The organism is Sanguibacter sp. Leaf3 (genome assembly GCF_001425965.1).
Taxonomy (GTDB): domain Bacteria; phylum Actinomycetota; class Actinomycetes; order Actinomycetales; family Cellulomonadaceae; genus Sanguibacter; species Sanguibacter inulinus.
Genome location: NZ_LMRH01000003.1, coordinates 315,233 through 340,143, shown reverse-complemented (window position 1 = coordinate 340,143; position 24,911 = coordinate 315,233). Strand labels below are relative to the sequence as shown.

General features: G+C 71.4%; 22 protein-coding genes. 11 read left to right on the top strand and 11 right to left on the bottom strand.

From position 1 onward, the window contains the following. Nucleotides 1-54: 54 nt before the first annotated feature. The 4 genes from ASG53_RS14955 to serS form a co-directional block, all read right to left on the bottom strand. On the bottom strand, nt 55-1,431 hold the full coding sequence (locus ASG53_RS14955) for an ABC transporter substrate-binding protein (protein ID WP_056135150.1): 1,377 nt from the start codon (nt 1,429-1,431) through the stop codon (nt 55-57). 150 nt (nt 1,432-1,581) lie between these two features. After that, entirely contained in the window at nt 1,582-2,649 is a 1,068-nt protein-coding gene (locus ASG53_RS14950; protein WP_056135147.1) for a LacI family DNA-binding transcriptional regulator, read from the bottom strand. Next, entirely contained in the window at nt 2,646-3,581 is a 936-nt protein-coding gene (locus tag ASG53_RS14945; protein WP_082544100.1) for an HAD family hydrolase, read from the bottom strand. Before ASG53_RS14945 ends, ASG53_RS14950 begins: the two co-directional genes overlap by 4 nt. Further along, nucleotides 3,578-4,861: a serine--tRNA ligase gene (serS, locus tag ASG53_RS14940; RefSeq protein WP_056135144.1), complete on the bottom strand. Its 1,284-nt coding sequence runs from the start codon at nt 4,859-4,861 to the stop codon at nt 3,578-3,580. Before serS ends, ASG53_RS14945 begins: the two co-directional genes overlap by 4 nt. Before the next feature lie 160 nt (nt 4,862-5,021). Between serS and ASG53_RS14935 the strand changes: the two genes are divergently transcribed. Then, complete coding sequence (locus tag ASG53_RS14935) at nt 5,022-5,390, top strand: DUF2200 domain-containing protein (RefSeq protein WP_056135141.1); 369 nt, start codon at nt 5,022-5,024, stop codon at nt 5,388-5,390. 6 nt (nt 5,391-5,396) lie between these two features. On the opposite strand, the gene ASG53_RS14930 is transcribed toward ASG53_RS14935, so the two are convergent. Both ASG53_RS14930 and ASG53_RS14925 read right to left on the bottom strand, forming a co-directional pair. Beyond that, entirely contained in the window at nt 5,397-6,866 is a 1,470-nt protein-coding gene (locus tag ASG53_RS14930; protein WP_056135138.1) for a sensor histidine kinase, read from the bottom strand. Further along, nucleotides 6,863-7,516: a response regulator transcription factor gene (locus ASG53_RS14925; RefSeq protein WP_056136348.1), complete on the bottom strand. Its 654-nt coding sequence runs from the start codon at nt 7,514-7,516 to the stop codon at nt 6,863-6,865. The genes ASG53_RS14930 and ASG53_RS14925 overlap by 4 nt, the downstream gene beginning before the upstream one ends. A 95-nt stretch (nt 7,517-7,611) precedes the next feature. Here ASG53_RS14925 and ASG53_RS14920 point away from each other — a divergent pair, with 95 nt between their 5' ends. The 5 genes from ASG53_RS14920 to ASG53_RS14900 all read left to right on the top strand — a co-directional run bounded on the left by ASG53_RS14920 (nt 7,612) and on the right by ASG53_RS14900 (nt 14,815). Beyond that, nucleotides 7,612-8,844, top strand: coding sequence for a LolA family protein (locus ASG53_RS14920; protein WP_056135135.1), 1,233 nt, complete (start codon nt 7,612-7,614; stop codon nt 8,842-8,844). Beyond that, nucleotides 8,841-9,962: an ABC transporter ATP-binding protein gene (locus ASG53_RS14915; RefSeq protein WP_235533957.1), complete on the top strand. Its 1,122-nt coding sequence runs from the start codon at nt 8,841-8,843 to the stop codon at nt 9,960-9,962. Before ASG53_RS14920 ends, ASG53_RS14915 begins: the two co-directional genes overlap by 4 nt. Next, on the top strand, nt 9,949-10,857 hold the full coding sequence (locus ASG53_RS14910) for an ABC transporter permease (protein ID WP_056135132.1): 909 nt from the start codon (nt 9,949-9,951) through the stop codon (nt 10,855-10,857). Before ASG53_RS14915 ends, ASG53_RS14910 begins: the two co-directional genes overlap by 14 nt. 173 nt (nt 10,858-11,030) lie before the next feature. Beyond that, nucleotides 11,031-12,179, top strand: a complete 1,149-nt coding sequence (locus tag ASG53_RS14905; protein ID WP_056135130.1) for a diacylglycerol/lipid kinase family protein — start codon at nt 11,031-11,033, stop codon at nt 12,177-12,179. A gap of 143 nt (nt 12,180-12,322) precedes the next feature. Next, nucleotides 12,323-14,815: a hypothetical protein gene (locus ASG53_RS14900; RefSeq protein WP_156382834.1), complete on the top strand. Its 2,493-nt coding sequence runs from the start codon at nt 12,323-12,325 to the stop codon at nt 14,813-14,815. 102 nt (nt 14,816-14,917) lie between these two features. On the opposite strand, the gene ASG53_RS14895 is transcribed toward ASG53_RS14900, so the two are convergent. The 3 genes from ASG53_RS14895 to ASG53_RS14885 form a co-directional block, all read right to left on the bottom strand. Continuing rightward, a complete protein-coding gene (locus ASG53_RS14895) occupies nt 14,918-15,778 on the bottom strand; it encodes a glycosyltransferase family 2 protein (RefSeq protein WP_056135124.1) in 861 nt (286 codons plus the stop codon). Between the two features lie 56 nt (nt 15,779-15,834). After that, nucleotides 15,835-16,662, bottom strand: coding sequence for a DUF5926 family protein (locus ASG53_RS14890; protein ID WP_056135120.1), 828 nt, complete (start codon nt 16,660-16,662; stop codon nt 15,835-15,837). Between the two features lie 75 nt (nt 16,663-16,737). After that, the gene (locus tag ASG53_RS14885) at nt 16,738-17,514 is read right to left on the bottom strand and encodes a hypothetical protein (protein WP_056135116.1); all 777 of its coding nucleotides are present in this window, start codon (nt 17,512-17,514) and stop codon (nt 16,738-16,740) included. A gap of 255 nt (nt 17,515-17,769) precedes the next feature. On the opposite strand from ASG53_RS14885, the gene pgm reads away from it, so the two are divergent. The 3 genes from pgm to ASG53_RS14870 all read left to right on the top strand — a co-directional run bounded on the left by pgm (nt 17,770) and on the right by ASG53_RS14870 (nt 21,563). Next, on the top strand, nt 17,770-19,440 hold the full coding sequence (gene pgm / locus ASG53_RS14880) for a phosphoglucomutase (alpha-D-glucose-1,6-bisphosphate-dependent) (RefSeq protein ID WP_056135112.1): 1,671 nt from the start codon (nt 17,770-17,772) through the stop codon (nt 19,438-19,440). 231 nt (nt 19,441-19,671) lie between these two features. Next, nucleotides 19,672-20,433 (top strand): hypothetical protein, encoded by a 762-nt coding sequence (locus ASG53_RS14875; protein WP_056135108.1) that lies wholly within the window; start codon nt 19,672-19,674, stop codon nt 20,431-20,433. Nucleotides 20,434-20,786: 353 nt separating this feature from the next. Further along, nucleotides 20,787-21,563 carry a hypothetical protein gene (locus ASG53_RS14870; protein WP_056135104.1) on the top strand — a complete coding sequence of 259 codons (777 nt, stop codon included), beginning with the start codon at nt 20,787-20,789 and terminating at the stop codon, nt 21,561-21,563. Nucleotides 21,564-21,680: 117 nt separating this feature from the next. Here ASG53_RS14870 and ASG53_RS14865 read toward each other — a convergent pair whose 3' ends face one another. Both ASG53_RS14865 and ASG53_RS14860 read right to left on the bottom strand, forming a co-directional pair. Beyond that, entirely contained in the window at nt 21,681-22,001 is a 321-nt protein-coding gene (locus ASG53_RS14865; RefSeq protein WP_056135101.1) for a GNAT family N-acetyltransferase, read from the bottom strand. 74 nt (nt 22,002-22,075) lie between these two features. Further along, the gene (locus ASG53_RS14860; RefSeq protein WP_056135097.1) at nt 22,076-22,801 is read right to left on the bottom strand and encodes a hypothetical protein; all 726 of its coding nucleotides are present in this window, start codon (nt 22,799-22,801) and stop codon (nt 22,076-22,078) included. A 213-nt stretch (nt 22,802-23,014) separates the two neighbouring features. Here ASG53_RS14860 and ASG53_RS14855 point away from each other — a divergent pair, with 213 nt between their 5' ends. After that, complete coding sequence (locus ASG53_RS14855) at nt 23,015-24,460, top strand: glycosyltransferase family 2 protein (protein ID WP_056135094.1); 1,446 nt, start codon at nt 23,015-23,017, stop codon at nt 24,458-24,460. Next, the gene (locus ASG53_RS14850) at nt 24,457-24,870 is read left to right on the top strand and encodes a hypothetical protein (RefSeq protein WP_156382833.1); all 414 of its coding nucleotides are present in this window, start codon (nt 24,457-24,459) and stop codon (nt 24,868-24,870) included. The genes ASG53_RS14855 and ASG53_RS14850 overlap by 4 nt, the downstream gene beginning before the upstream one ends. Nucleotides 24,871-24,911: the final 41 nt, after the last annotated feature.

Here is a 24,911-nt window from a genome sequence, read left to right as displayed (position 1 = left end):
CGCCGTCCGAGACCGGGAGGTCTCGGACGGCGTCGGACGTCGATCAGTCGAGCGTCAGCTCGCGGGCCAGGCCGCGTCGATGTTGGAGAGGACCTCTTCGTCAGAGATGTCAGAGACGAACCAGTCCGTCATCTGCTTCCAGAACGCACCCGTCCCGACCTCGCCCGGCATCATGTCCGAGCCGTCGAAGCGGAAGGTGTAGCTCTCGTCCGTGAGCAGGTCGTAGGAGAGTTTGTCGATCGGCGACTGCAGGAGCGAGCCGTCGAAGCCGGTGTTGGCGGAGATCCAGCCCTGGCCGGTCACCTGAGCCTTGGCGTCAGCCCACTGCGGGCTGGACAGGTAGGCGTGGAAGGCCTGGACCTCGGGGCGGTCGCTGAAGGCGGTGACGAACTCACCACCACCGAGCAGCGGCTTCTCGTCGGCGGTCTTGCCCGGCAGGTAGAAGGCGAAGACATCGCCGTCCTCGCTCACGTCGAGCGACTCGTCCCAGTTGGCCTGGTAGAAGTTCGCCGCGCGGTGCAGCGAGCAGGTGCCGTCGGGGATGCCGTTGCCGGCCTCGTTCCACGGCGCCGCGGCGATCGAGCGGACGTCGCCGAGCCCACCGTTGACGTAGTCCGGGTTCTTGAGGATGTCGCCGGCTGCGCCGAGCGCCTCGACGATCGCGGGGTCGTCGAAGGGGATCTCGTGGGTGACCCACTGGTCGTAGACCTCAGGTCCGGCCGTGCGCAGGACCATGTCCTCGAGGAAGTCGGTAGCCGGCCAGCCCGTGGCGTCACCGGACTCGATGCCTGCGCACCACGGGATCTTGCCCTCGTCGGCGATCTGCTGCGTGAGGGCCATGAGCTCGTCGAGGGTCGTGGGGATCTCGTAGCCGTTGTCCGCGAACTCCTGCGGCGAGTACCAGACGAAGGACTTCACGTTCGCGCCGAGCGGGGTCGCGTAGAGGGTGCCGTCGACCGAGCCGTAGTTGACCCAGTCTTCGGTGTAGTACTCGTTCGCATTGTCGATGACGGCCTGCGGGGCTGGCATCACGGCGTCGGGGAAGTCCGCGACGAGCGACTTGAGGAACCCCGGCTGCGGGATGTACGCGATGTCGGGGGCGTTGCCGGCGGTCAGGCGCACGGGGAGCTGCGCCTCGAACTCGCGGGAGCCCTCGTAGGCGATCTCGACGCCCGTGCACTCGGTGAAGGGCTTGTAGGAGTCTTCCTGCTCCTGCGACTCCGGGTCGACGATCGAGGTGTAGACCGAGACGGTCTTGCCCTCGAGGTCCCCGAACTCGTCGGTGTACTGGGTGTAGTCCGCACAGTCGACGTCGGCCGAGGGAGCGTCGTCGCCGCCACCGCCGTCGCTGTCCGAGCACCCTGCGAGCACGAGAGCGACGCTCGCTCCGGCCGCGACAGCCGCGAAACTGCGGCGCTTCAGTGTTCTCATCGTTTGCGCTTCCTCACATCGTCGTGACGGATGGTCCCCCGGGAGGCGCAGGACTCAGATGGCCACTGCTGTGGGACCGCTCAGAGCAATGCAAGCGCTTGCATGGCCCGAGCGCAACCGCTCGCACCCTCTTGCGAGGTCACAGTTGCGTCACGTCTTCCGAGGTGAGGCGGTTGACGACCGGGTGACGAGGTGCGTCGCGTGCAGCACCTGGAGCGCTCCGGACACTCTCTCCGCCCCGGGCGTCGCCCACAGCGCGATGTCCGCGAGCAGCAGCCGGGCCGCCTCGGCTCCCTGCCGTGCAGGGTCCTGCGCGACGGTCGTCAGACCTACCAGCTCGCCGAGGTCGTGACCGTCGATGCCGATGACCGACAGCTGCCCCGGGACGTCGAGACCGCGCTCGCGCGCGGCCAGCACAGCTCCCATCGCCATCTCGTCCGAGGCAGCGAAGAGCGCGGTGATCTCGGGGTGGGTGTCGAGCAGCCTGTGGGCAGCCTCGCGCCCGCCGTTGACGTCGAAGGCGCCGTCGACGGCCCAGCCGGGCTCGGCCGCGACGCACGCGTCCTCGAGGGCCACCCGCCAGGCGGCGTGCCGGGCCACGGGTGGGGACCACGAGTGGTCGACCCCGGCCGGTCCCGTGATGTGGCCGATCCGGCGGTGGCCCAGCCCCAGCAGGTGCTCGGTCGCGCAGCGCCCGGCCGCGTCGTCGTCGAGGCGGACCGTCACGTGGTCGTCGCGCCCTGTCCCGATGAAGGCGAGAGGCAGGTCGAGGGCCTCGAGCGACGTGACCTCTTCCTTGCTGAGCGGCATGCCGACCACGAGGATCCCGTCGACCCTGCGGCGCAGCACGCTCGGGTCGACCCGCGGCCGCGACTGGTCGCGCGAGAGGTCGAAGGTGTAGAGCAGCGCGTCGAAGCCCACCTCGCGCAGGGCACGCTCGGCCCCGTCGATCGCGTGCGCGTAGAACCAGCGGTCGACCCACGGGGTGAGCAGACCGATGGTGCGGGTGCGCCCGGAGGCCAGGCTGGCGGCCGAGGGGGACGCGACATAGCCGAGCCGCCGCGCGACAGCCTCGATGCGCTCGCGCGTCGCCGCCGACACGCTGGTCATCCCGCGGAGCGCGCGGGAGACCGTCGCCGTCGAGACGCCGGCTGCTCGTGCGACGTCGTCCATGCTCACCACAGCGCCGGGGCGAGGGACCGTCGGAGAGGTGCTCACGGCACGGCCTGGTCCCGTCCCTGGTCGAGGATGCTGCGGAGCACGGGGACCGCGCCGTCGTCGACGATCGACAGCGTGACCTCGTCGGCCGCCGCGATCACCGAGGCGTCGGCGTGGCCCATCGCGACGCCGCGCGCCGCCCAGCCGAGCATCTCGAGGTCGTTCTCCCCGTCCCCGATCGCGACGGTGCGATCAGCGGGGACCGAGCAGAGCGTCCGCAGGCGCTCGAGCGCCGACGCCTTGGTGACCCCGCGCGGTGCGACGTCCATCCAGCGCGTGGCGGAGATGAAGAACGACGTCGCGACCAGGCCGAGCGCGTCGACGCGCTGCTCGAGCTCGCGCGTCGGGGTGCTCGCCTCGGAGACGACCACACGGATCGCGTCACGACCGCTCAGGTCGTCGAGGGTGACCACGGTGCTCGGCCCGTGGGTCCCGTGCGCGGGGAAGCCGTCGGTCACCCAGAACCCGACGCCGACCTCTTCGATCGCGATGTGGGCCGACGGCATGTGCTCGGCCATCACGGCGAGGGCCGGGCGGGGGTCGAAGCGGACGACCTCCTCGACCACGTAGCCCTCCGGCAGGCTCGGGTCGAGGCGCGCGGTGACCGAGCCGTTCGACGAGACCACCCAGCCGGAGTCGATCCCGAGCTCACGGGCCACGGGCAGCGCACCGACGAGGGGGCGACCCGTCGCGATGACCACCTCGTGACCGGCGTCGCGGAGCGCGGCGATCGACTCGCGGACCTCGTCAGAGATGAACTCGTCGAAAGACATGAGCGTGCCGTCGACGTCGAGGGCGACGAGGTACGCCCCGTCGGCCGCACGCCGGGCGACCTCGGCGGCGGCCTGCGCCGTGAGCGCCTCGGTGGCGGGCGCCCCGGGCGACAGCACGGGGCTGCCGCCGACGGGGGCACCACCGAGGTCGAGCGTCATGCCGAGACCGGCTCGAGGACCTCGAGCCCGCCGAGGTAGGGCCGCAGGCCCTCGGGGACACGGACCGAGCCGTCGGCCTGCTGGTGGTTCTCGAGGATCGCGACGATCCAGCGTGTGGTGCCGAGCGTCCCGTTGAGGGTCGCGACGGGGCGGGTGTCGCCCGCGGCCGTGCGCTCACGGATGCCCAGGCGACGCGCCTGGAAGGTGGTGCAGTTGGACGTCGAGGTGAGCTCGAGGAACCTGTTCTGCGTCGGGAGCCACGCCTCGCAGTCGAACTTGCGGGCGGCGCTCGACCCGAGGTCGCCGGCTGCGGTGTCGATCACGCGGTACGGGAGCTCGGCCTTGGCGAGCATCTGCTCCTCCCAGGCGAGCAGGCGCTCGTGCTCCGCAGCAGCCTCCTCGACGGGGACGTAGCTGAACATCTCGACCTTGTGGAACTGGTGCACGCGGATGATCCCGCGGGTGTCCTTGCCGTAGGAGCCTGCCTCGCGGCGGTAGCAGGCGCTCCAGCCCGCGTAGCGCTGAGGGCCCGCGGTGAGGTCGAGGATCTCGTCGGAGTGGTAGCCCGCGAGCGCCACCTCGCTCGTGCCGGTGAGGTAGAGGTCGTCGGCCTCGAGGCGGTAGATCTCGTCCGCGTGGGCGCCGAGGAACCCCGTGCCGGCCATGATCTCGGGCTTGACGAGGGTCGGGGTGATCATCGGCGTGAACCCTGCGGCGTAGGCCTGGTCCATCGCGGCGTTGAGCAGCGCGAGCTCGAGGCGCGCGCCGATGCCTGTGAGGTAGTAGAAGCGGGCACCCGAGACCTTCGCGCCGCGCTCGGTGTCGATCGCCTTGAGGCGCTCGCCGAGGTCGAGGTGGTCGCGCGGCACGAAGTCGGCGCCGTACTCGGCCTGGAAGTCGCGGATCGTGCCCTCGGTGCGGAGCACGACGTAGTCGTCCTCGCCGCCGGCCGGGGCACCCTCGACGATGTTGGCGATGCGGCGGCTGAGCTCGGTCAGCGTCTTGTCGGCCTCGTCGGCCTCGGCCTGGAGGGCCTTGACCTGCTCCGAGATCGTCTTGGTGCGGGCGAGCAGCGCCGTGCGCTCGTCGCCCTGCGCCTTGGCGACGTCCTTGCCGAGAGACTTCTGCTCGGCGCGCAGCTGCTCGAACTCCGTCAGTGCGGCGCGGCGCCGGGAGTCGGCGTCCAGCACCTGGTCGACGAGGGCAGGGTCGTCACCTCGGGCCACCTGGCTTGCACGGACGAGGTCAGGGTTGTCGCGAACCACTCGCAGATCGATCACCCGGACAGCCTAGCGACCGATGCTCCGTGCTGCGCGCACGGGCCGGCGGCGGGGCCGTGCGGTGAGTGGGCCGGAGGTGCCAGACTCGTGCTGGACAGGTACCTGAGCCGGGTGCGTGTCGGGGCACCGCTCGACCGGCGGGCGCACGAGGAGGCAGCACATGGCAGGGCACAGGATCTTCAGCACGAGCTTCGCGAGCATCTACCCGCTCTACGTGACCAAGGTGGAGCGCAAGGGCCACACCCGCGAGGAGGTCGACACGGTCATCCGCTGGCTGACGGGCTACGACGACACTGGGCTCGCCGAGGTCGTCGCCGACGGGTCGGACATGGAGACCTTCTTCGCGCGGGCACCGCGCATGAACCCTGACGCCTCGCTCATCACGGGGGTGATCTGCGGGCTGCGGGTCGAAGACGTCGAAGACCCGTTGATGCAGCAGATCCGCTGGATGGACAAGCTGGTCGACGAGGTGGCCCGCGGCAAGAAGATGACGTCGATCCTGCGGGGCAGCGGGACCGCGACCGTCTGAGCGGTCTCAGGCCTCGTGCGGCAGCGAGACCGTGGCGCGCACCCCGCCGCCCGGAGCCTCGTCGAGACGGACGTCCCCTCCGAGCTCACGGGTCACCTCGCGCGCGATCGACAGTCCCAGACCTGAGCCTCCGGCGTCTCGCTGGCGTCCGTCCTCGAGCCGTGTGAAGCGCTCGAAGACCCGTTCGCGGTCGCCTGCGGCGATCCCCGGCCCGTCGTCGACGACGACGACCTCTCCGTCGGAGACGTGGACCAGCACGCGCGACGATGCGTGCCGGAGCGCGTTGTCGACCAGGTTGCGGACGACCCTCCCGGAGGCCGACGGGTCTGTCGCCGCTGTCCCTGCGCCAGTGGTCTCGACCCGGGGCACCGGGGACCCTGCGGGTCTAGACGCCCCGGCGGCGAGCACGCTGCCCGGGACGACGCCGTCGACGAGCTCGCGCAGGTCGACCGGCTCCCGTCGTGCGGTCGTGGCACCGAGCCGCGCGAGCACGAGGAGGTCGTCGACCAGCCTGTCGAGCCGCTGCACCTCCGAGGCGAGGTCGTCGGCGAGCTCGGCGGCCGTGTAGGCCTCCGGGTGCTCCTGGGCGATCTCGACGCTGACCCGCAGCGCGGCGACGGGTGACCTCAGCTCGTGCGCGGCGTCGGCGACGAAGGCGCGCTGGCGGGCGGCCGAGGACTCGAGCCTGTCGAGCATGTCGTTGAGCGTGCGGGCGAGCGCACCGAGCTCGTCTCCCCCGGCTCCTGGGACGGGCAGTGACCCCGGACCACCGCGGGCCGTGACGAGCTCGGCTCCGCGCCGGAGCTCCTCGACGGGGCGCAGGGCTCGTCCGAGCAGCGCCCAGACGAGCCCCCCGAGGGCCACTGTGAGGAGCGGGACGACGGCGCCGAGCGAGACGCGCAGCGCGGAGACCACCCCCTCGACCTCACGCAGCGGCAGGGCGCTGACCGCCCAGGCAGGCTCCCCGCGCCACTCGACGGGCAGCACCGCGGCACGGACCAGCCCGCCGGCGTAGGCGCTGCGGTCCGTCGTCACGAACACTGGCTCGGCCAGTCTGCTGCTGTCCTGGGCAGGCGTGTCGGCTGCAGGGCGCTCGGCGGCGTCGAGCACCGAGACCGGGACGACCGCGAGCGTGCGGCTGCCGCTCGCCGAGGTCGCGAGCACGAGGCCGTCGGCGTCGAGCAGCTGGGTGACCTCGCCCGGCTCGGTCGCGGGCAGGACCGCGGGCAGCTGGTCGCTCGTGGCGAGCTGCCCTACGGTCGTCACGCTCGCCCGCACGAGCTCGTCGAGGGCGGCGACGCGGCTGCTCGAGACGACCATCGACAGGAGGGTCGCGCCGAGCGCGAGGGCCACGGCGAAGAGGCCGGCCGCGACGATCGTCAGCCGCAGGCGCAGCGACCACGACGACCACGGCCGCACCCCTGTGCGTCCGTCTCCCCGGAAGACCCTGCGCCGGCCCGCTGGTCCCGGGGTCATCCGTCGACGCGGTACCCGGCGCCGCGGACCGTGGCCACGACGTCGCGGCCGAGCTTGCGGCGCAGGTACCCGACGTACACCTCGACGACGTTGAGGTCTTCGCCGTCACCGTCCCAGACGTGGTCGCGGAGCTCGACCTTGCCGACCACCTGCCCGGGCCGTCGCATCAGGTACTCGAGCAGGGCGAACTCGCGCGCCGTGACCTGGACGGGCGCACCGCGGCGGGTGACCACGTGGCTCGCCGGGTCGAGGCTCATCTCCCCCGCGACGAGGACGACGGGCCGTGGGACGGCGCCGCGCCGCAGCAGCGCCCGCAGCCTCGCGACCAGCACGACGAAGGCGAACGGCTTGGTGAGGTAGTCGTCTGCGCCGACGTCGAGGCCGTCGGCCACGTCGTGGTCCCCGTCCTTGGCGCTCAGCAGGAGGACCGGCGTCCAGACCTCTTCTGCGCGCAGCGTCTGGAGCACGTCGTAGCCGGAGCGCACGGGGAGCATGATGTCGAGGACGACGGCGTCGTAGGCACCCTCGCGGGCCAGGTCGAGGCCGGTCTGGCCGTCGTGCGCGACGTCGACCGCGAAGCCCTCGGCGGTCAGCCCACGGGTCAGGGCTCGGCTCATGACGACCTCGTCGTCGACCACCAGGATGCGCATGCCGACCAGCATGGCAGCCGCGGCGCAGACGTGCGTCACGTCGTCCACAGAGCCTCTCAGCGTCCCCACAGCAACGCTCCGGCAGAGTGTGGTGCATGGCTACTCGACGTGCACTCTCGAACCGCGCCCGCTGGGGCGTCCCTGTGGTGACCGCGGCTGTCGTCGCGGGCGCCTTCACGCTCCCGTCGGCGCTCGCGTCGACCGACACCCCCGACCTCGGTGAGATCACCGCAGCCGAGCTGGTCGAGAAGATCGCCTCGGCCGAGCCTGTCCCGGTCTCGGGCACAGTCGTCATGACGACCCGCCTCGGCCTCCCCGACCTCAACCTCGCGCAGGTGCAGGGCGCCGGGCCGCTCGACCTGCTCGGCGGCTCCTCGACCGTGCGGGTCTGGAGCGACGGCGAGGGCAAGGCTCGGTCGTCCCTCCTCGGCGACCTCTCCGAGTACACGGTCGTGACCGACGGCGGGTCCGCGTGGACCTACTCGAGCAGCGACGACGAGGCCGTCCACTACGCCGTCGCCCCCGAGGACCAGGCCGCCCTCGACGAGCTGAGCGCCTCCGTCAAGGACCTCGACCCGGCCGTGGTCGGCGACCTGCCCACACCGCAGGCCGTCGCCGAGCAGGCTCTCGCCGCAGCAGACGAGACCTCTGAGGTGACCGTCGGCCCCGCGACCCAGGTCGCTGGTCGCGACGCCTACCAGATCGGCCTCACCCCCGACACCGACGGCACCCTGGTCGACAGGGTCCTGCTCGCCGTCGACGCCGAGACCTCCGTCCCGCTCCGTGCCCAGGTGTGGAGCACCCAGGACACAGTGACACCGGCCGTCGAGATCGCCTTCACCGACGTCTCCTTCGACGCCGTCGACCCGACGGTCTTCGACTTCACCCCGCCGCCCGGGGCGACCACCCGCGACGTCGTGGTCCCGCTGCCCGAGGCGCTCCCCGAGCCCGGCTCGAAGACCGTCCCCGAAGGAGCGCCCGGCACCCGGGTCATCGGCACAGGCTGGGAGTCCGTCGTCGAGCTGACCGACGTCGACCTCGCGACACTGCTGTCCGGCGACGTCCCTGAAGAAGAGCTGCGCTCAGGCCTCGAGGGCACCTTCGGGTCGGAGAGCACCGACGAGCTGATGACCGACCTCCTCGGCGACTCGAGCGACCGTGCTGACATGACGACGCTCGACCCGCAGGCGCTGCTCGACCAGCTGACGACCGACGTCCCTGAGGGTCAGCTCATCACCTCGTCCCTCCTCACGGTCCTGCTGACCGACGACGGCCGCATCTACGCCGGCGCGGTCCCGGCCGAGACCCTCCAGGCCCTGGCCCGGTGACAGCTCCCGCCTCCGGCGAGACGGCGATGCCGGCACCGACGACCGCCCCCTCGGCGTCGGTGCCGGCATCTGCCGTACCCCAGCCCGGCCTCCCGACAGCCCAGACCTCCTCCACCGGCAATCTCCCGGGTCGTCGCAGCGACGACGCACCTGCTGCGGGCGCCGGGCAGGGGAGCCAGACAGACCTCGCGATCCGCACCCACGACCTCACCAAGCAGTTCCGGTCCGGGCAGGTCGCCGTCTCGAAGGTGAACATCGAGGTGCCTCGCGGGGCCGTGTACGGCTTCCTCGGCCCCAACGGCTCCGGCAAGACCACCACCATCCGGATGCTCCTCGGCCTCGTCGGCCCCTCCGACGGCTACGCCGAGCTGCTCGGGGAGCGCATGCCGACCGCGAGCGCGACGGTCCTGCCCCGGGTCGGAGCGCTGGTCGAGGGTCCGGCCTTCCACCCGTACCTCAGCGGACGCGCGAACCTCGAGCGCCTCGACGCGGCCGACGGGACGACCCGCAGGTCCACCCGGAAGGCGCGCATCGACGCAGCGCTCGCGCGCCTGGGTCTCGGTGCGGCCGCCGCCAAGCCGTACAGGCAGTACTCACTCGGCATGAAGCAGCGCCTCGGCCTGGCCGCAGCGCTGCTGCGTCCCCGGGACCTGCTGATCCTCGACGAGCCCACCAACGGGCTCGACCCCCAGGGCACCCGTGAGGTGCGGCACCTCGTCCGTGAGCTCGCCGACGCCGGGACCACCGTCCTGGTCTCCTCGCACCTGCTGACCGAGATCGAGCAGGTCTGCACGCACATCGGGATCATGAGCCGGGGCAACCTCGTGCTCCAGGGTCCGCGCGAGACCGTGACCGAGGCTCACGAGACCGTCGTGGTCGTCACGACCTCCCCCGACCACCGCGGGTCTGCCGTCGAGGTGCTCACGGGCCTCGGGCTCACCGCCCCCGAGGTCGCCGGCACCACGATCACCGCCGCCCTGGGCGACGTCCCACCCGAGCGGGTCTCCGTCGCGCTCGTCCACGCAGGCGTCGACCTCCTCGGCCTCGAGGTCCACCGCCCGAGCCTCGAGAGCGTCTTCGTGCGCCTCACCGGAGAGGGATTCGATGTCGCCCGCTGACACGCTCGCCGCAGACCACCCCAGGGCCGCCAGCCCGGTCGAGCACGACGACGCCGCCTCGACGGCTCAGCGTCGCGGCGCGACGGGTCGCCTGCTCCGCAGCGAGCTGAGGCTCGTCTTCGGTAGCAAGCGGAACCTGGTCCTGCTCGCCGGCCTGGGGCTCATCCCCATCATCATCGGCGTGGTCGTCCTCATCACGCAGGACACCGCGATCGCCGGGCAGGGCCCACCCTTCTTGCAGAAGATCACGAGCAACGGGCTCTTCCTCGTCCTCACCTCGCTCTTCAGCTGTCTGCCGCTGCTGCTGCCGCTGACCGTCGCGATCGTCTCGGGCGACGCGATCGCGGGCGAGGCCCAGGCGGGGACGCTGCGCTACCTGCTGGTCACGCCCGTGCCCAGGACGCGGATGCTCCTGGTCAAGGCCGTCGGAGGTCTGACCTTCGCCGCAGCCGCCGTCCTGACCATCGCGGTCGTGGGCCTCGTCGTGGGGGGCATCTTCTTCGGCTTCGGCGACGTCACCCTGCTCTCCGGGGACAGGGTCTCGACAGCCGACGGACTCCTGCGCACCCTCGGGATCACCGCCTACGTGATCCTCTCGCTCACCGGGCTCGTCGCCGTCGGGCTCTTCTTCTCGACCCTCACCGAGGTGCCTGTGGCGGCGATGGCCGCGACCATCGTCGTGCCGGTGGTCAGCACGGTCCTCAGCGCGCTGCCCCAGCTCTCGGCCATCCATGGTGGCCTGCTGACCTTCCACTGGCTCGACTTCGGGGAGTTCATGCGTCTGGACGTCGATTACTCGACGCTCGGACAGGGGTTGGCTGTGCAGGCCGCGTGGGTCGCGATCTTCGGGACCCTCGCCTGGAGCAGGTTCACCACGGCCGACGTCACCTCCTGAGCAGTGGGCTCGACCAGGTCCCAGGGCGGGCCGGCAGCGGGAGGGCGACCGGCCACGGACCGCTGCGCCCGCGACCTGGTCCGGCTGCTGCGGTGCAGCGTCCGCGGGGCAGCGTGGTGAGAACCACCCTGCCCTGCAGCGCCGACTCGGGCCCCAGGGCCTAGTTTGGTCCCATGACACTCGAAGCGTGGCTGCTGATCGCAGCGATCGTCGTCTCACTGACGGCCATCACCCTCGCGGTCCTCGTCCTGCGGTCCCAGCGCACGCTCGCTCGCACCGCAACGGCAGCACCGGCAGCGCCGGTCGACGAGGCGCCCGCAGACGACGCACCTCGCGGACCTCTCCTCGCCTTCGTCGCTAACCCCTCGAAGAACGGTGCCGAGCAGCTCAAGGCCGCGCTCATGTCGCGCTGCACGGCCGAGGGGCTGCCCGACCCGATCTGGGTCGAGACCACCGTCGAAGACCCAGGCCTCGGCCAGACCCGTGAAGCCCTCGAGCGCGGTGCCGACGTCGTCGTCGCCGTCGGCGGCGACGGCACGGTCCGCGCCGTCGCCCAGGGCATGGCCGACTCCGGCAAGCCCATGGCGCTGCTGCCCCTCGGCACGGGCAACCTCCTGGCCCGCAACCTCGACATCTCTGTCACCGACCGCGACGACGCCTTCGACATCGTGCTGCACGGCGTCGACCGTCGGATCGACGTCGGCTGGCTCACGGTCGACCAGCCTGCGGACCCCCGCGAGAAGGACACCGAGGGCAACGGTCCCGCCGACACCGGGACGCACATCTTCCTCGTCATCGCCGGGCTCGGCTTCGACGCCGCGATGGTCGCCGACGCCGACGACACCCTCAAGTCCAAGGTCGGCTGGATCGCGTACTTCGTCGCCGGAGTCAAGCACCTGCACGGGCGTCGCACCGAGATGACCATCACCCTCGACGACCGCGAGCCCATCACCACCCGGCTGCGCACGCTCATGGTCGGCAACTGCGGCCGCCTGCCGGGCGGCATCACGCTCATCCCCGACGCGATCATCGACGACGGCATCCACGACATCGCCGCGATCGACACCCGGGGTGGCCTCATGGGCTGGGTCCAGCTCTTCGGCGAGGTCGTCATGCAGGGCTTCGGCGTCTCGAACGACCTGCCCAACAAGATCGGCCGCATCGACCACACCCGCGCCAAGGTCGTGCACCTCGAGGTCCCCGAGGGTGAGCAGGTCCAGGTCGACGGCGACGTCCTGGGACGCGCCCGCGCCGTGAGCACCCGGGTCGACCCCGGTGCGCTGCTCGTCCGCGCCCCGGCACCGAGCCTCTCCCCCCGGTAGCCGTCAGCGCGACCACCATCCGTCTGGTGGCTCGTCTCCGGGGCGCACCCACGGTCCAGGAGCGCCGGCTGCGCCGGTCGGTCTGACCGGGCTCTGCACCCGACCACCACGTCCCGCACCGGACCAGCGCCTACTCTGGTCCGGTGCCCAGAACCCTGATGCCCTCTGCCCTCGCTCCCCGGAGGATCGTCTCGCTCGGGCGTCGTGCAGCACGCGTGACGCGGGCAGCCGCTGTCCTCGCAGCCGCCGGGGTGGTCTTCTCGACGGTCGCCCCCGCAGCCGCGTACGCCTCGGCAGCCGCGCCGGCTGCTGTCCAGGATGCCGCCGCACACGATGCCACGACCCGGCACGCGAGCTCCCAGCAGGCAGGGCCTCAGCAGGCAGCGTCCCCGCAGGCAGCGCCTCAGCAGACCGACGACAGGGTCGTGGTCGTCGGGACCGGCGGGGTCTCATGGGCCGACATCTCCGCCGAGGCGACCCCGGCGACCTGGGCAGTCGCAGAGCAGGGCGGTGTCGGCAACCTCGTCGTCCGCTCGGTGCGCTCGACCACCTGCCCGGCCGACGGCTGGCTCGCCCTCTCCTCCGGCAAGCGCGCGGCCGACTACCGCGGCGAGGGCGTCGACCCGTGCCGGGTCCTCACCAACCCGACAGACGCAGACCCGACGAGCGTGCCGGGCTGGGACGAGTACGAGAGCGCGGTCGAGTCGCAGTCCTACGGCGCGGCCATCGGCAGCCTCGGTGACGCCGTCCAGACCGCCGGGCTCGCGGCCACCGCGATCGGGCCGGGCGCGATGATCGCCCTCGCGACGTCAGACGGCACCGTCGCCGGCGACGTCGTCCCGCTCCCCGTCGGGACCCGGCCCGTCCCGCGCGCCGACGCGCTCCGCCTCGACGTCGCCGCGGCGCTCGAGGCCTCCAGGCTGGTCGTCGTGGACGCCGGCTCGGTCCGCGACATCGTCGACCCCGCGCAACCGACCGAGCTCACGCGCAGCGAGCAGCACGCCGCAGACGTCGCGACGGTCGACGGACACCTGGCAGCCGTGATGGAGGCTGTCCTGGCCGACGACCCGGACCTCGAGCGGACCACGGTCGTCGTCGCGTCGATGGCGGACCCCGGGCGCACGTCGCGCATGGGCACCCTGGTCGTCCTCGGCGACGGCACCCCCGTGGGGACCCTCATGTCCCACTCCACCCGGCAGCCCGGCTACGTGCAGACGACCGACCTGCTCCCGCTGGTCGCCGCGCCGCTCGGGCTGCGCGACGTGCTCCCCCGCTCGACGCTCGTGGGTACAGCACCGACGAGCGACGCCTCCGGAGCGCCGGTCTCGGAGCGCGTCGACGCCCTCGTCGACGCAGAGGACCACGCGCGCTCGACCTACCCGCTCGTCGGGACGTTCTTCACGCTCTTCTGCATCGTCAACCTCCTGCTCTTCGCGACAGTCGGCCTGGCGTTCTCACGGTGGCTGGGTGCCGCCGGTGCCCGCGGCCGCTCGACCCGCCCCGCCGCGGGACGACGCGGCATCGACTCCGCCGCCGCGCGCCTGACCGCCCGTCCGCGCGGGAGCCTCGCGGTGCTGCGAGCCGCAGCGGTCGCCGTCGCCGCGGTCCCCGTGGCGACCATGCTCGCCAACCTCGTCCCGTGGTGGCGGGTCTCCGCGCCGTCCCTCGCGCTCACGGGTCTCGTCGTCGCCTGGGTCGCGGTGGTCACCGCCGCCGCGGTCCTGCCGCCGTGGAAGCGGCAGGTCTTCGGCCCGGCAGCCGTCGTCGCCGCCGTCACCGCGGTCGTGCTCGCCGTCGACGTCGCGACAGGTGCCCGTCTCCAGGTCTCCGGGCTCATGGGGATCCAGCCGATGGTCGCGGGGCGCTTCTACGGCTTCAACAACACGTCCTTCGCACTGTTCGCGACCTCCACGATCGTCCTGGCCGCGAGCATCGGCGACGCGCTGATCCGGCACGGCCACCGTCGGTGGGCGGTCGTCTCGATCGCCACGACAGGGGTCGTCGCCGTCCTCCTCAACGGCTCGCCCAGCATCGGCGCGGACTTCGGCGGTCCTCCGGCGACAGTTCCCGCCTTCTGCCTGCTCGCCCTCGTGGCGGCCGGCGTGCGGGTCACGTGGCGCAAGGTCCTCGCGGTCCTCGCCGCCGGGGTCGTCGTCGTCTCGCTGTTCGCCGTCGTCGACTGGCTTCGCCCGCCCGACCAGCGCACCCACCTCGGCGCCTTCGTGGACGACACTCTCGACGGCGAGCTCTGGGGCATCCTGCTCCGCAAGATCGGTGCGAACTTCTCGACGCTCTCCAACCCGCTGACCCTCGTCGCGGTCGGGGGGATCCTGCTCGTGGTCATCGTCGTCGGTCGGCCCCTGCGGGCGGCGACGGTCGCCGACGACGCCGACGCCTACGCGTGGTTGACCCGGGGCACCCCGCTCAAGCAGGTGAGCGACGCAGCGCCGCTGTTCGTCCCCGCCGTGGTCTGCACAGTCGTGGCGCTGGTGATCGGCACCCTCGTCAACGACTCGGGGATCGTCATCCTCGCCGTGGGCATGTCGGTCCTGGTCCCGGTGGTCACCGCGACCTACGCGACGTGGATGCTGGGCCTCCAGCGCGAGCACACCCTGCAGGTACCAGGGCGGGTCTGACACCAGGCGCACCAGGGAGCACGCGCCGCGCAGGCGACCGTGCTCCCAGGCCGCTGCCTGGCCTGTGCCCGTGCCTCTCAGGGCACGGGAGCAGGTGAAGCCTCAGCGGCTGCGACGACGTCCGACGCTGCTCAGCGCCTCACCGACGGCCCGCACCTTGCGAGCGTTCACGGCGAGCACCACGTCGCGGTACTGCGAGGCCCTGTGCATCTGACCGCGGAAGTCTGTGCCCGACGGACGGTGCCGCAGGTCGCACGGCACCTCGACCGCCACGTACCCCAGGCGCAGCAGGTCGATGGTCAGACCTGTCTCGACGCCCCACCCACGGGCGAGGGGGGTCGCGGCCTCGAAGGCCTCGCGGGTCAGGCAGCGCATGCCCGACAGCGGCTGGACCGGAGTCCAGCCTGTCATCGACGCGATCGCACGGCGGGCGGCGCCCACGACGATCCCTCGCCCGCCGGCACCCGGCTGGGGAGGCAGGAGCGCGATCGACATGTCGGCCTCGCCCTCGCGCACCGGGGCCACGAGCGGCGCGGTGTTCACCGCCGACTCGGCGAGGTCTCCGTCGATGAACAGCAAGAGCCTGGGCGGGCGGCCCGGGGCGTCGCGCATGGCGACGATGGCCGCGCCTGTCTCCATCGCCGCGGCCTTGCCACGGTTGTGCGAGTGGCGCACGACCACGGCCCCGGCGTCGCGTGCGACGTCCTGGGTGCCGTCCTCGCTGCCGTCGTCGACGACGAGCACCAGGTCGACGTGCGGGATCGCCCGGGCCGCGCGGACCGTCGCGGCGATGCGACGGACCTCGTCCTTGGCCGGGATGATCACCGCGACGCGCTGCCTGTCACGCTCCCGTGCCGGGAGCTGGAACACGGCCGAGCGTGCCCTGCGGGGCACCGCAGCAGCGCCCCCGGTCGTAGGGGTGCCGCTCGTCGCGCGGCCGTCGTCGGACCCTGACTCACCCATCACGTCGCCAACCCTAGTCGTCCCGGCCTGCTCTGACCTGCTGTACGCGGCAGCCGTCAGCGCAGGGTGACCTGGCGAGAGACGATCCCGGCACGCGCGCGACGCTCGTTCGCGTCGAGCGGGGCGGTGCTCGCCAGCTCGGCCTCGAAGACCGGCCAGAACTCGGCCGCAGCGGCCTCGATGTCCTCGGCCTCTGATCCCTTCGGCAGCTCCCACACGGGGATGACGATCCCGGAGGAGCGGAACGCCCCGAGGAACTTCGATCCGCCGAAGCCAGACTCGCGACGGGCGTGCAGACGGGCGACGGCGTTGATGACGGTCTCCTCGTCGTAGGCCATCGACCAGCGCAGGTACTCGCGAGCACCCATGCGGCACCAGTAGCCGTGCTCGACCGACTCGAGCCTGACGGTCTCGATGATCGTCTCGTTCGCCTCGGTCAGGGACTCGCGGACGTCCGCGGTGATCTCGGCGGAGGGGTCGAGCCAGTAGTCGAAGCCCTCGTGGACGGTGACCTCGAAGGGCACCGACGGGTCGAGGATGTCCTGCAGGCGCGGGCCCGGGCCGGGGAGCACCGTGCTCGTGAGCGAGGTGCCGGGCTCGAGCTCGATGGTGTCGAGGATGGTCTGCGCGAGGTCGCGGCTCGCGTCGCCGGAGCCCGCGTGGGTCTGCAGGGCGACGAGGATCGCGCCGTCGGCACGGTGCAGCGAGGGCCAGGCGCCCGGGAGGACCGTGGTGAAGGTGATGTCGCGGGCGCCGTGCTCTGCGGTGGTCCGCGCTGTCGCCGTCGCGGCCGGGACGACCTCGCGCATCGCGACGAGGTCAGCCTCGCCGGCGAGGCCCTCGAAGGGACGCAGCACGAATTCCGGGGACGTGTTCTTTGCCATGGGACGAGCCTACCGGCACCGCCCCATGGCGCAGACCCGACCTGCGGTGGTCAGGTGAAGAGGAGAGAGAAGTCGTCAGCAGCCGGCGGAGTCGTAGGCGCAGAGCAGCTCCCACGCCGCGCCGAGCTCGCCTGTCACGACCTCGCGGGACACCGACACGGTGTTCTCGCCTCCGGCGGAGGCGACGAGGGTCACGGCGTTCCCTCGGCGCGTCACGGCCGTGTAGTAGCCCAGGGCGTTCTCGTCGCCCGACATGGCGAAGGTCCCGTGGTAGTCGACGACCAGTCCTCGTCCCTGGGCCCCCACCTCGACAGGCTCGGCCACGGTCCGGGTGCCGTCGTTCGGCGCAGCCCCTGTGCAGCCGGTGAGCGTCTCGTTGATCCTCGCCGCCTCGGCGACGGCAGCATCGGTGTCTGCGAAGACGGCGACCTGGTGGAAGCCGACGGGGACCTCGTTCGCCCCGTCACCCTGGACCACAGAACGCATCGCGGCTGCCGTGGTCGGAGCCCCGACCGAGCAGGCCTCGGGGAGCTTCCAGTCGACGACGCCCTCGGACTCGGTGCGTGGGCCGTCCGCGGGGTCGAGCGCGCCAGCGGGCAGGAGGACCGCTGCTGACAGCTCGGTGACGGCGTCGCCGCCCGAGGTGGGCTCTTCCGTCGGCTCCGCGCTGGGGCTCTCCGTCGGCTCCTCGGACTCCTCGACCGTCTCGCTCGGCTCCGGGGTCGAGGTGTCCTGGGTGGGTGACGCCGAGGCGGTCTGTGTCGTCTCCTCCTCCGGGGTCTGCGAGTCTGAGCACCCGGCGAGGAGCAGGGCTGCGGCTGTGGCGAGGGCGACGGGGAGGGAGAGTCTCATCCCAGCAGGTTCCCAGACTTGCCCCCGAGACGCAGCCCCGACACGCCTCCTTCTCGACCTCTTCTCCATCCGTGGACCTCACCAGGTCTCAGCCGCCTTCGCTGGGCGTCCGGGCAGGCCAGACCTGCTGCGCGGAGCCGACGTCCGGCCTGTCCGAGCGACCTCGCGGCACCGGAGCAGCACCTGGGACAGTGAGCCGAGAGACTGGACCCGGGCGGCGGTGCCGGAGCCTGCGTCGAGTGGCAAGATCGACTCATGGACCCTCGCGCTGGCACGCTCGCCCTCCCTGAAGACCTCATCGACGTCGACGCAGTCGTCGGCGCGTACTACGACCTCGCCCCTGACGTCGACGACCCCTCGCAGAAGGTCGTGTTCGGCACGTCCGGGCACCGTGGGTCGAGCCTCGACCACGCCTTCAACGAGGCGCACATCATCGCGACGACCGCCGCGATCGTCGAGTACCGCCGCTCGCAGGGCACCGACGGTCCGCTGTTCATCGGCCGCGACACCCACGCCCTCTCCCTCCCGGCGTGGCAGACCGCCCTCGAGGTGCTCAGCGCAGCAGGCGTCGACGTCTACGTCGACGCGCGCGACTCCTTCACCCCGACGCCTGCCGTCTCGCACGCGATCCTGCTGCACAACGGGGCCTCGACCGCCCAGGGCGTCCGGACGACCGGACCGGGCCTCGCGGACGGCATCGTCGTGACCCCCTCGCACAACCCGCCTCGTGACGGCGGCTTCAAGTACAACCCGCCGCACGGTGGCCCGGCAGGGTCCGAGGCGACGTCGTGGATCGCCGACCGCGCCAACGAGATCTTGCGCAGCGGCGTCGGCGCCGTGCGCCGCGTCTCCCTCGACGAGGCCCTCGCCGCAGAGACCACGCACCGCCACGACTACCTCGTCGCCTACGTCGACGACCTCGCGACGGTCATCGACGTGGACGCGATCCGCGACGCGGGCATCCGCATCGGCGCCGACCCGCTCGGCGGCGCGGCTGTCGAGTACTGGGGTGCGATCGGCGAGCGCTACAGCCTCGACCTCACGGTCGTGAACCCGCAGGTCGACCCGCGCTGGGCCTTCATGACCCTCGACTGGGACGCGAAGATCCGCATGGACTGCTCCTCCCCCTACGCCATGGCCTCGCTCGTCAAGGCCATGGAAGGCGACGCCCCCTACGACATCGCGACGGGCAACGACGCGGACTCCGACCGTCACGGCATCGTCACCCCCGACGCCGGCCTGATGAACCCGAACCACTACCTCGCCGTGGCGATCAGCTACCTGTACGGCGGCGCGCGCCCGGGCTGGCCGCAGGACGCGGCGATCGGCAAGACCCTCGTGTCGTCGGCGCTCATCGACCGCGTGGCCGGTGGCCTCGGTCGACGCCTCGACGAGGTGCCCGTCGGCTTCAAGTGGTTCGTGCCCGGGCTGCTCAACGGCTCGGTAGGCTTCGGCGGGGAAGAGTCCGCAGGGGCGTCGTTCCTGCGCAAGGACGGCTCGGTGTGGACGACCGACAAGGACGGGATCATCCTCGCCCTGCTCGCCTCCGAGATCCAGGCGACCACGGGGAAGTCCCCCTCGCAGCACCACGCAGCCCTCGTCGAGCAGCACGGCCAGTCCTGGTACGCCCGCGTCGACGCGCCCGCGACCCTCGAGGAGAAGGCGACCCTGTCGAAGCTCTCCGCCGACCAGGTCACGGCGACGACCCTCGCCGGCGAGCAGATCACCGCGAAGCTCACCGAGGCACCGAGCAACGGTGCCGCGATCGGCGGACTCAAGGTGACGACCGAGAACGCCTGGTTCGCCGCACGTCCCTCGGGCACCGAGAACGTGTACAAGATCTACGCCGAGTCCTTCACCTCCCCCGAGCACCTCGCCGAGGTGCAGGAGGCCGCGAAGGCCCTCGTCGGCGAGGCCCTCGCCTGACCTGCTGACCCGCCTCCCCCGCCCGACCGGGCGGACGCGCAGACGCCGGTGCCCTCCCCACGTGGAGGGCACCGGCGTCTGCGCTGTCTCGGGCCGTCGCAGGGCACCTCTGAGGGCCGCCAGACCTCACCCGCTCTCACCGAGCGAGCACGCTGACCTGCGGATAGCGTCTTCCCGTACCTGAGCGCGGCCTGCGTGCCGCCCGGACACCGACCCGAGAAGAGACACAGCATGCGCATCACCCGCGGTATCGCCTCCCTGACCGTGGCGGGCCTCGCCCTCACCGGTCTGGCCGCCTGCTCGAGCGACGACTCGAGCGCCGAGGAGACCACCGTCGCGACGACCGAGCCCGCCGAGGAGACCACCGAGGCGACCGACGAACCGACCGAAGAGCCCACCGAGGACGCCACCGACGAGGCGACAGACGACGCGACCGAGGACTCCGACGCCGCAGCGTCCGGCGACTCCCCCGCGTGGGCCGTCCCGACGACCACCCCGGGCGAGAAGATCGCGACGATCGACGCCGAGACCTTCACGGTCGACGTCTACCAGGTGGGGACCGCCAAGGCCTCGAAGACCGGCCAGTGGGTCGACCCGGAGACCAACCTCCCGCTGATCGCCGAGGGCGACGAGATCGTCTACGTCAACTACGTGTTCACCAACACGGGCACCGAGTCGATCCCGCTCACCTACAGCCTCGTCACCGTCACCCCCACCTACGCGGACTGGGAGTACCTGCAGGGCATGGACTCGATCGTCGACTCCGAGCAGTTCGAGGAGATGGGCGTGACGAGCTTCGCCATCGACCCGATGAACGGCGGAGAGGCTCCCTTCGAGTGGGCTCCGGGCGAGACCTTCTCCTCCGGCCAGAACTTCAAGTACCAGGCCGGATCGCCCATCACCTTCGAGGCGCGTCTGTCCCCCGCCGACGAGGCCGGCGAGCCCCTCAGCGACCAGCGCACCGAGGTCAGCGTGGACGCCACGATCAGCTGACACGGCGCTGGGGGTCCGCTCGCGGACGTCAGGCTCCGACAGCCCGTGCGTGAACGGGCCAGCCACTCACCGGGCGCCGACCACAGGGTCGGTGCCCGGTGCCGTCTCCGGCGTCCCAGCAGGTCCTCCCGAGGATCTGGAGGGCTTCCCCCCGGCCGCCCGGCCCGGCCGAGCACGGGTCCCCATCGACTCCACGGGTACTACTACCCACCTCCGAGATCCGCAGAATCCCGGGGTTCATGGGCAGTGGTACCCATGGCTGGCGCCACACCGGCACGGGCGCCGAGGTTAGTGTCGAAGAGAACCCGATCCCGACCTCCCGGGTCGATCCCTAGACACGAATCGAGATCATCATGCGCATCACCCGCGGCATCGCATCCCTGACCGTCGCCGGCCTCGCCCTGGCCGGGCTGGCGGCCTGCTCGAGCGACGACTCCGACAAGGACTCGTCCTCGATCCTCGCCACAGACTCCGCCGAGGAGACCACCGAGGCCTCGGACGAGCCCACCGAAGAGCCGAGCGAGGAGGCCACCGAGGACGAGTCCGAGGAGGCCACCGACGAGCCGAGCGACGACTCCGGCGACGCGGCAGCATCGGGCGACTCTCCGTCCTGGGCCGTCCCGACCACGACCCCGGGTGAGAAGCTCGCGACCATCGAGGGCACGAACTTCACTGTCGACGTCTACCAGGTCGCGACGGCGACAGCCTCGAAGACCGGGCAGTTCGTCGACCCGGACACGAACCTCCCGCTGATCGCCGAGGGCGACGAGATCGTCTACGTCAACTACGTGTTCACCAACACCGGCTCCGAGGACATCCCGCTCTCGTACAGCCTGGTGAGCGTCTCGGCCGAGTACGCCGACTGGCCCTACCTGCAGGGCATGGACTCGATCGTCGACTCCGCGCAGTTCGAGGAGATGGGCGTGACGAGCTCCGCGATCGCCACGGGCACCGGCGAAGAGGCTCCGTTCGTGTGGGCTCCCGGCCAGACCTTCTCCTACGGCCAGAACTTCAAGTACCAGGCCGGGTCGCCGATCACCTTCGACGCGACCCTGACCCCGGCCGACGACGCCGGCGAGCTCGTCCACGACGAGCGCCAGGAAGCCTCCGTCGACGCGACGATCAGCTGATCGCCGCAGGCTGACAGCCGGCGGGCCGAGAGGGTCGCCAGCACGAGAGAGGGCACCGACCGCCACGGTCGGTGCCCTCTCTGACGTCTCGGACGCAGCGACCGGCAGACCCGGCGCTCACGGGAGGAGCGTCTTGTACTCCTCGTGGCGATCGATGTAGCCGTGGACGAAGGAACACTGGGGGATCACCGTGAGGTGGTGCTCCTGGGCGTAGTCGAGGAACACCCGGGCGAGGCTCGACCCCACGCCGCGGCCCTCGAAGTGCGGCTGGACGATGGTGTGGGTCGCGACGAGGGTGCCGCGACCACCGGCACTCTTCGCCTCGACGCGGTCGTAGGTGAGGAAGCCTGCCAGCTCGCCGTCGGGCGTCGTCGCCTCGAGGCGGTGACCCTCCTCGTCGTGGGTGACCTGGGGCTCGGGTGCGGTGTCGTCGCTCATCTCTTCATCATGCACCTGGTCCGCCGCGTCGTCTCGGGGACCGGTTCGTCGCCCCGGGAGCGGACGACCGGCCTTCACGACGTCGCTGTCACGTCCGCGGCCGGCTCACCGGAGGCGTCGGGCGTCGCCGCGTCGGTCGCCTCCGCCGGGGGCTGCGCGATCGCGACGGTGAGCGTGTCGACGGCCGACTGCTTGGCGTAGTCCTCAGACGTCGGGGTCGTCTGGATGAGCACCTCGTAGGTGAGGGTGAAGGTCACCGAGGCGGCGCGGTCGTCGACGGGGGGCACCACGAAGGTCTGGTTGTAGCTGTAGGGCGCGGTGATCGCGTAGCCCGGCTCGACGCTCGCGTCGTCCGTGACCACAGCGGGGCTCGGCAGCGCGTTGCCGTCGGCGTCCTTGACGTCGGCCGAGAGGCTGACGCGCGACAGGTACAGACCCTGGCCGTCGTCGGGGACGAGGGAGCCGGAGATCGACAGGCTGAGCGGCTTGCTCGCGCCCGAGACCCACTGGTCCATGCTGAGCGTCGACCAGTACGTCACGCCGAGCGACGCCGCGCCCGCCGTGAGCGTGCGCTGGGCGTTGCCGGCGGCGAGGTCGTTCTGGATCACCTGGATCGTCTCGACGGGGGCGGGCTCGGCCGTCGGGGTCGCCGTGGCTGCGTCCGTCGGCGTCGCGTCAGCAGCCGCGGTCGACCCCGTCGTCTCGGGGTCGTCCCAGGGCGCCGTGCCGCACGCGGTCAGCGCGAAGAGCATCCCGGCGGCGAGCAGCGCGGCTGGTCGGAAGGGTCGGCGAGCGGTCATGGGTTCCCCCTGGGTCGTGGTGATGGCACGACACTAGGGCCCAGATCCGCCGGATCAAGGCGATCTTGAGGGACCGACGACATCCTGAGCACATCTTGAGGTGATGCTGAGGCTGCGCTGCGCCGACGCTGCGGGAGGCCGGGAAGACTGCTCTCAGACGCAGCAGACACCGGTCCGAGCGACCGGCCCGCACGATTCTCCAGGAGGCACACCGTGGCACATTTCGACGACGACGTGATCATCGACCACGAGACCTTCGGGGAGATCGAGAAGTACGCGAACGAGTTCATCGAGAGCGTCGAGGCGCTTACTACGGCCCGCCCGACGATCGGCTGCATCATCCCGGCGTACAACGAAGAAGAGTCGATCGGCTCGGTCATCGAGTCGCTGCTCGCCCAGACGCGCCTGCCTGACGTCATCCACGTGATCGTCAACAACACGACCGACAAGACCGTCGAGGTCGCGGCCGGCTATGCCGGGGCGCACTCCTCGGTGGTCGACGGCGTCGAGCAGTTCACCGAGGTCTACGTCCACGACATCGGCAAGAACCCCGACAAGAAGGTCGGCGCGCTCAACTACGGCTTCACGCTCATCGAGGGCATGGACTACCTGCTCGGCGTCGACGGTGACACCGTCGCGAGCGAGAAGGCCGTCGAGCAGCTCGAGGAGGAGATCGTCTCGGACAGCCGCATCGGCGGCATCTCCGCGATCTACACGATCGACCCGGACCCGATCCAGGGCACGATCGCGAAGTTCCTCATCTCCGGGCAGCGCGCGCAGTTCGCGGCCTTCAACATGCAGAACATGCTCCGCGGCCGGAACATGGCGGTCCTCGGCGGCCAGTACTCGATCTTCGCGACCAAGGCGCTGCGCGACGCCATGACCCAGAACCACCAGACCACGCCGTGGGTCAAGGACTCCGAGGTCGAGGACTCGCTCCTGTCGCTGCAGATCAAGAGCGCCGGGTACCTCACCAAGATCAGCGCCCGGGCCCGCGCCGACGTCGGCGGCATGACCACCCTGCGCGGCCTCGACGCCCAGCAGGTCAAGTGGAACTACGGCGCGATCGAGCTCATGTGGCCCGGCCAGCGCGGCGACACCAAGGGTCAGCCCTTCCACCCGAACCTGCGCCTGCGCTGGCTCGAGAACGCGTCGATGGCGATCAACGCCGTCGCCCGCGTCATGTTCATCCTGCTGGTGGTCGCGGCCGTCTCGATCGACGCCTTCGTGTTCAGCCCCGTCTGGCTCGTCCCGCCGTTCGTCGCCGCGGCGCTCAACGTGCGCATCGCGATGTCGATGCAGGGACGTACGAGGCGAGACATCCTCTTCGCGGCGCTGATCTTCCCGGCCGAGATGTACATGTGGGTCCGCATCGGCCACTTCCTGCGGGCCTGGACCAAGTTCGCGAGCAAGAAGCAGGTCGACAACTGGGCCGCCCAGGCGAAGGCCGAGCGCGGTGCCGGCAACGCGTACCTCACCCCGCTGCTCATCACCGTCGCCGTGATGATCGCCCTGGCCGCCGTGTGGGTCCAGCTCTCGATCGTCGTCCAGTCGACCGTCCTGTGGGTCGCGTGGCCCTTGCTCGGCACCATCGCCGTCCTGCAGACCCTCGGCATGTTCGGCAAGCTGGTCCGGCGTCACCACGGATACCAGGCGTGATGACCGCCAGGGGGCCGGAGACCGCGCGTGCCGTCGACCGCAGCGTCCTCGAAGAGCTGCTCGAGGACCTGCTCGGCAACGTCCTCACCTTCGAGAGGTTCGTGGCCGACTACGTCGCACTGTGGTCAGGGCGCATGACGACCCTCGACGCAGCGCTCGCCCGCACCGACCTCGCGGCGGCCGACACAGGGGTGCTGAGCATCCGCTCGAGCAGCATCATGCTCGGGTGCGCGTACGTCGCCACCATCTCGGACAGCATGCTCGCCGCCGTCCGCCGCGCCGACTGCCTGTCGGCGCAAGCCTGGCTGCCCGAGCTCGACGCCGCCGGGACCGAGGCCTGCCACGAGCTGTCGCTCCTCCTCGTGGAGGAGACGCACCGCAGCTGGGGCGAGCCCGAGCAGCACCCCTGACGGCCCTCCCCGACGTCTCTCGGTGCTCTCGGGCTCCCCTC

Coding starts and splice junctions, on each gene's coding strand:
- ASG53_RS14955 (WP_056135150.1), bottom strand. CDS start 1,431: ATGAGAACACTGAAGCGCCGCAGTTTCGCGGCTGTCGCGGCCGGAGCG.
- ASG53_RS14945 (WP_082544100.1), bottom strand. CDS start 3,581: ATGACGCTCGACCTCGGTGGTGCCCCCGTCGGCGGCAGCCCCGTGCTG.
- ASG53_RS14935 (WP_056135141.1), top strand. CDS start 5,022: ATGGCAGGGCACAGGATCTTCAGCACGAGCTTCGCGAGCATCTACCCG.
- ASG53_RS14930 (WP_056135138.1), bottom strand. CDS start 6,866: ATGACCCCGGGACCAGCGGGCCGGCGCAGGGTCTTCCGGGGAGACGGA.
- ASG53_RS14925 (WP_056136348.1), bottom strand. CDS start 7,516: ATGCGCATCCTGGTGGTCGACGACGAGGTCGTCATGAGCCGAGCCCTG.
- ASG53_RS14920 (WP_056135135.1), top strand. CDS start 7,612: ATGGCTACTCGACGTGCACTCTCGAACCGCGCCCGCTGGGGCGTCCCT.
- ASG53_RS14910 (WP_056135132.1), top strand. CDS start 9,949: ATGTCGCCCGCTGACACGCTCGCCGCAGACCACCCCAGGGCCGCCAGC.
- ASG53_RS14905 (WP_056135130.1), top strand. CDS start 11,031: ATGACACTCGAAGCGTGGCTGCTGATCGCAGCGATCGTCGTCTCACTG.
- ASG53_RS14895 (WP_056135124.1), bottom strand. CDS start 15,778: ATGGGTGAGTCAGGGTCCGACGACGGCCGCGCGACGAGCGGCACCCCT.
- ASG53_RS14890 (WP_056135120.1), bottom strand. CDS start 16,662: ATGGCAAAGAACACGTCCCCGGAATTCGTGCTGCGTCCCTTCGAGGGC.
- ASG53_RS14885 (WP_056135116.1), bottom strand. CDS start 17,514: ATGAGACTCTCCCTCCCCGTCGCCCTCGCCACAGCCGCAGCCCTGCTC.
- pgm (WP_056135112.1), top strand. CDS start 17,770: ATGGACCCTCGCGCTGGCACGCTCGCCCTCCCTGAAGACCTCATCGAC.
- ASG53_RS14875 (WP_056135108.1), top strand. CDS start 19,672: ATGCGCATCACCCGCGGTATCGCCTCCCTGACCGTGGCGGGCCTCGCC.
- ASG53_RS14870 (WP_056135104.1), top strand. CDS start 20,787: ATGCGCATCACCCGCGGCATCGCATCCCTGACCGTCGCCGGCCTCGCC.
- ASG53_RS14865 (WP_056135101.1), bottom strand. CDS start 22,001: ATGAGCGACGACACCGCACCCGAGCCCCAGGTCACCCACGACGAGGAG.
- ASG53_RS14860 (WP_056135097.1), bottom strand. CDS start 22,801: ATGACCGCTCGCCGACCCTTCCGACCAGCCGCGCTGCTCGCCGCCGGG.